Annotated in this window: 7 protein-coding genes; 3 read left to right on the forward strand and 4 right to left on the reverse strand. The window is 71.9% G+C overall.

Annotated features, from left to right (window positions below; all coding sequences use genetic code 11):
• Window positions 1-208: 208 nt before the first annotated feature.
• Window positions 209-478 (reverse strand): hypothetical protein, encoded by a 270-nt coding sequence (locus QZT59_RS11995; protein ID WP_290816340.1) that lies wholly within the window; start codon window positions 476-478, stop codon window positions 209-211.
• Between the two features lie 151 nt (window positions 479-629).
• Between QZT59_RS11995 and QZT59_RS12000 the strand changes: the two genes are divergently transcribed.
• On the forward strand, window positions 630-1088 hold the full coding sequence (locus QZT59_RS12000) for a universal stress protein (protein WP_290816343.1): 459 nt from the start codon (window positions 630-632) through the stop codon (window positions 1086-1088).
• 153 nt (window positions 1089-1241) lie between these two features.
• Here the strand turns inward: QZT59_RS12000 and QZT59_RS12005 are convergent, their stop codons facing one another.
• Window positions 1242-1673: a hypothetical protein gene (locus QZT59_RS12005; RefSeq protein WP_290816346.1), complete on the reverse strand. Its 432-nt coding sequence runs from the start codon at window positions 1671-1673 to the stop codon at window positions 1242-1244.
• Window positions 1674-1772: 99 nt separating this feature from the next.
• Between QZT59_RS12005 and QZT59_RS12010 the strand changes: the two genes are divergently transcribed.
• Together QZT59_RS12010 and QZT59_RS12015 are read left to right on the forward strand one after the other, a co-directional pair.
• On the forward strand, window positions 1773-2210 hold the full coding sequence (locus tag QZT59_RS12010) for a universal stress protein (protein ID WP_290816350.1): 438 nt from the start codon (window positions 1773-1775) through the stop codon (window positions 2208-2210).
• A gap of 241 nt (window positions 2211-2451) precedes the next feature.
• On the forward strand, window positions 2452-2910 hold the full coding sequence (locus QZT59_RS12015) for a co-chaperone YbbN (protein ID WP_290816353.1): 459 nt from the start codon (window positions 2452-2454) through the stop codon (window positions 2908-2910).
• 37 nt (window positions 2911-2947) lie between these two features.
• On the opposite strand, the gene QZT59_RS12020 is transcribed toward QZT59_RS12015, so the two are convergent.
• Together QZT59_RS12020 and QZT59_RS12025 are read right to left on the reverse strand one after the other, a co-directional pair.
• Entirely contained in the window at window positions 2948-3706 is a 759-nt protein-coding gene (locus QZT59_RS12020; protein ID WP_290816355.1) for a sugar phosphate isomerase/epimerase, read from the reverse strand.
• Window positions 3707-3859: 153 nt separating this feature from the next.
• Window positions 3860-4815 (reverse strand): aldo/keto reductase (locus QZT59_RS12025; RefSeq protein ID WP_394348653.1); only part of this gene is annotated, 956 nt, incomplete at its 5' end.

The following is a 4815-nucleotide window of genomic DNA, read 5'->3' on the forward strand; positions in this document are numbered from 1 at the left end:
GCGGAGCGAATCGTCTCGGAACGGCGAGCGGGGAGGGACGACCCGCGAGCGGCGAGACGATGAGCGGAGCGAATCGTCTCGGAACGGCGAGCGGGGAGGGACGACCCGCGAGCGGCGAGACCCCGAGCGGAGCGAGATCCTCGGTATGGCGAGCGGTCGGTGTAGCGAACCGCGAGCGGCCGTCGAACGTCGTCCCGCCGGTGCTCGTCTACCCGAGGACCACGCCGGCGACCAGCAGCAGGGACAGCGCGACGCAGAGCGCGCCGAGGACGTACCCCGCCACGCCGAACTCGGTCCGGTCGCGGTCGTCGGCCGGAAGGAGGAGGCCGTGCCCGCCGACCGCGAGGAAGATCGCGCCCGTGGCCCCGTACGCGAGCATCGCCAGTCGGTCGTCGAACCCGTGGACCAGCCAGCCGTACGCGAGGAAGAGCGCGCCCGCGTAGAGGAAGAGCGCGTCGACTGCGCGCGCAGGATGCATGGTCGACGGTACGGGGCGCCGGTAGGAGAAACCGACAGTACCGGCCACCCTCGCGACCGAACCGAACGTCGTTCGGCCGCGAGCGGGGTCGCACTCCCCACCGACCGGGAACGGGACGAACGTTGACGGTCGGCCGCGGTGATGGTCCACCATGTTCGACCGAATCCTCGTCCCGACCGACGGCAGCGAGCACGCCGAGGCCGCCGCGGCGGACGCGATCGAGCTCGCAGCCGACCAGGGCGCCACCCTCCACGTTATCTCGATCGCCGACCCCGGCCCGCTCGGCGACGTCCGCCTGCCCGGCGACGCCGCGCGACCGGGGGAGGCGCTTCGCGAGCGAGCAGCGGAGTTCGTCGACGCCGTCATCGAGCGCGCCGAAGCCGCCGGCGTCGACGCGACCGGAACCGTCCGCGAGGGGTCGCCGCCGTCGACGATCCTCGAGTACGCCCGCGAGATCGACGCCGACCTGATCGTGATGGGGACACGCGGCCAGGGCGGACTCCACCGGATGGCGGTCGGCAGCGTGGCCGACCACGTCATCCGCGTCGGCGACGTTCGGGTGCTCGTCGTCGAGGTCGACGACCGCCCGCGCGGCGAAGACGACGAGTGAGAGGTCGCACGGCGAAGACGACGAGTGATAGACCGCGAGGCGAAGACGGGGGCTGACAGACCCCGCCGAGAAGACGATCGCCGACGGGCCGCGGTGGCACGACGAGTGCAGACCCACCCCGGATCCCGGTTCACCTGCGGCCGGCGATCCGGTTCACCTGCGGCCGGCGATCCGGTTGATCGCCCGCGTGCGCCGGCCGAGCGACCAGCCGACGAGGGCGAGCCCGGCGTACAGCGGGACCGCCAGCACGACGTAGGCCTCGAGGACCAGCCGCGGGCTGAACCCGCCCGCGTCGAGGGCGACGGCCAGCAACAGCGCGAGGAGCGCGAGGGCGGCCCCGACGTCGCCCGATCGCATGCTCGGCAGTTCGGACGGATCGGACGCGAGCCGGCCCAGGACGTAGAAGACCATCGCGTACGAGACCCAGCCCGCGGCGAGGTACGGCACGGCCCGGTAGTACTCCTCGGGGAAGTGACGCGGAACGTAGCCGAGGTGGAGGACGAGCGTCGCGAGGGCGGCGAGGACGAGCAGTCCGGCCAGGAAGGCCCGCGGTCGATCGCCGTCGTCGTCGCCACCCCTATCCATGGGCGCAGAGACAAGTCGGGAGACCGTAAAACGTCGGGTCGACCCCGGACGCCGGGAATCGAGGGAGCGGTATTGGGGTCCGGCCACCATCCGTCGACCATGGGAAGACACCTGCTCGTCCCGCTGGACGACTCCGACCCGGCCCAGGCCGCCCTCGACCACGCGCTGACGTACGACGCCGTCGACCGCATCTCGCTCCTGCACGTCGTCGAACCGTCCGAGGCGTTCCACGGGGCCGCCGAGGGCGGCTACTACGACGCCGAGCGGTACGACCGCGCCTTCGAGCGCGGGGAGGGGCTGTGCGAGCGCGGCCGCGAGCGGCTCCGCGAGGAGTTCGGCCCGGAGGCGGTCCGGATCGAGATCGAAGTGGTCCCCGGCCGACCGTCGCGAGCCATCGTCGAGTACGCCGAATCGCACGACGTCGATCAGGTCGTGATCGGCAGCCACGGGCGGACGGGCGCCCGTCGGGTCCTCCTGGGAAGCGTGGCGGAGACGGTCGTTCGCCGGGCGCCCTGCGGGGTGACCGTCGTCAGGTAGTTCTCCGGCGGGTGACCCGACCGGCGATCGTCGGCGGGGAGCAGTCCGTCCTCGACCGCTGCCCGGTGCCCATTGCCGGGGAGCCGTCTCCCTCGTCCGCTGCCCGGCGACCATCGTCGGCGGGGAGCAGTCCGTCCTCGACCGCTGCCCGGCGACCGTCGACGGGGAGTCGCCAGCCCTGGAATGTGAGAGCCGCCGCAGGGAGCGAGGGTGTTTAGACGACGGGGTCGTACGAACGCTCATGAGCGACGCGACGGACGACGAGCGGGAACGGATCCGGGAGCGAAAGCTCCGGGAACTGCGAGAGCGCCTCGAGCGCGAAGGGGACGGCCGGTCCGAAACCGGCGCCGCCCGCGCGTCCGGGGCCGCGACCGGGGGCGCCCCCGACGAACCGATCGAGATCGAGGGCGAGGACCACCTCCAGCGCGTCGTGAGCGCGCACCCGGTGGTGCTCGTCGACTGCTACGCCGAGTGGTGCGGCCCCTGCAAGATGATGGAGCCGACGATCGAGGCGCTCGCCGCCGAGACCGACGCCGCCGTGGCGACGGTCGACGTCGACGCCCACCAGACGCTGGCCACCAGGCTCGGCGTCCGCGGCGTGCCGACGCTGGTCTGTTTCGCCGACGGCGAGCCCGCCGAGCGGCTGGTGGGCGCCCAGGATCGCGCGACGCTCGAGGCGCTGGTCGCACGCCACGGGTGAGGGGCGATCACCGACGGGCGCGGGTTGCGGACGGTCGTCACCGCTCCGCGTCGAGGGCCGTTCCCGCCCGTCGGGCCGAGTCGCGCAACATGTCGACGTCGTCGGTGAACACCTCGACCGCGACGGTGCCGTCGAAGCCCCCGAAGTGCTCCGAGACGACGCCGTAGTCGACCTCGCCGGCGCCGATCGGAAGGTGGGTGTCGCCGCGGCTCCGGACGTCGTGGACGTGCAGGTGCGAGACGAGGTCGCCGTACCCCGAGCAGAACCGGTCGACGCCGTCGTCGCCGTCCTCCATGTAGGCGTGACCGACGTCGAAACAGACCGCGGTCCCGGTCTCGCGCGCCAGATCGCCGAGCACCGAGAGCGGAAACCCGCGCGCCTGGTGGCCGACGTTCTCGACGACGAGTTCGACCCCGGCGTCGGCGGCGGCCGCGTCGACGGCCGCGAGCTGGTCGGCGAAGATGGGCCGGAGGTCGGTGTCGTGAGGGTTTCTCGCCGTGCCGTGGAGGACGGCCTTCTCGGCGCCGACGCCGCCGGCCCACTCCAGCAGCCGCCCCAGGTAGTCGCGGATGCCCGCGTTGATCTCCGGGACGTGGGTCGCGACGTCCTGTTTGAAGGGGAGGTGCACGCAGAGGTCGGCGCCCGCCTCCGCCAGGATCGACGCCAGGCGCTCGTCGTCCACCTCGTCGGGCTCGGCGCCCTCGCCGATCGCGAACTCGACGAAGTCGAAGCCGTCGATCGTAGCCTCCAGGCGGTCGAGCGAGTCGCCCACGGTGACGCCGATGGTCGCGTCCATACCCGCGCCTCGGCGGCCACGCGGATAAACGTCCGGCACCGAGCGGCTCGGCAGTGCGATCGGTCGGCGACGTCGTCGGCGCGGTCGAGAGCACGACTGACGCGACCGCGACCTCCCCGTTCGAACGCCGGCGACGATTCGTCCCCTACCGGGCTACAGTCCCTCGTAGGGGCCCGCCTTCGCCGTCGTCAACCGTTCGACCTGTTCCTCGGAGAGGTCGATCTCCGCGGCCGCGAGGTTCTCCGTCAGCTGCTCGACCGTGCGCGCGCCGACGATGGGGGCGGTGACGCCCTCCCGGTGGAGGAGCCACGCCAGCGCGACCTGCGCCGGCGACGCGTCGACCTCGTCGGCGACCGCGTCGAGTTCGTCGTGCAGGTCGAAGTTCGCCTCCGTGAGGTAGGACTCTCTGAACCGGCTCGACTCGGCCACCTTCGAGTCGTCCGGCAGGTCCGCCTCGCGGGAGTACTTCCCGGTGAGGAATCCCTGGCCGAGCGGGCTCCACGGACAGACGGCCAGGTTCCGCTGGCGGGCGAACTCCAGGTAATCGCCCTCGATCTCGCGGTCGACGAGGTTGTACCGCGGCTGGAGGACGGTGAACGGCTCCCAGCCGTGGGCGTCGGCGATCGCGTTCGCGCGGGCAACCTTCCAGGCGTTCGGGCGCATGGTCGAGGCGCCGAGGTAGTGCACCTTCCCGGACTCGACGAGCCCGTTCAGTGTCTTCATCAGCTCGCGGGTCGGCGTCTCGTCGTCCCAACGGTGGATGTAGAGGACGTCGAGGTAGTCGGAATCCAGGCGGTCGAGGATCGCGTCGACGCGGTGGCGAACGTTCTTCCGGTTCGTTCCGCGGCTGTTCGGATCGCCCTCGCGGATCTGCCAGTACAGTTTCGAGGCGATCGTGTAGCGCTCGCGGTCGCGGTCGGCGAGCCAATCGGCGATCCAGCGCTCGCTGTCGCCGCCGCCGTAGACGTCCGCGGTGTCGATGAAGCGACCGCCGGCTTCGGCGTAGGCGTCGAGCAGTTCGTGGGCGCGCTCCTCGGTGATTTCGAGGTTCCCCTCCTCCGTGGTCCGGCCGAAGCGCCACGTCCCGAACTGCAGTTCGCTCGTTCGGA

This window comes from Halovivax sp., from assembly GCA_007119345.1.
Lineage (GTDB): Archaea > Halobacteriota > Halobacteria > Halobacteriales > Natrialbaceae > Halovivax.

What these genes read in the sequence shown, in the direction of transcription:
- QZT59_RS12000 (WP_290816343.1), top strand. Translation starts at nt 630, where the DNA reads ATGTTCGACCGAATCCTCGTCCCGACCGACGGCAGCGAGCACGCCGAG.
- QZT59_RS12010 (WP_290816350.1), top strand. Translation starts at nt 1,773, where the DNA reads ATGGGAAGACACCTGCTCGTCCCGCTGGACGACTCCGACCCGGCCCAG.
- QZT59_RS12020 (WP_290816355.1), bottom strand. Translation starts at nt 3,706, where the DNA reads ATGGACGCGACCATCGGCGTCACCGTGGGCGACTCGCTCGACCGCCTG.
- QZT59_RS12015 (WP_290816353.1), top strand. Translation starts at nt 2,452, where the DNA reads ATGAGCGACGCGACGGACGACGAGCGGGAACGGATCCGGGAGCGAAAG.
- QZT59_RS12005 (WP_290816346.1), bottom strand. Translation starts at nt 1,673, where the DNA reads ATGGATAGGGGTGGCGACGACGACGGCGATCGACCGCGGGCCTTCCTG.
- QZT59_RS11995 (WP_290816340.1), bottom strand. Translation starts at nt 478, where the DNA reads ATGCATCCTGCGCGCGCAGTCGACGCGCTCTTCCTCTACGCGGGCGCG.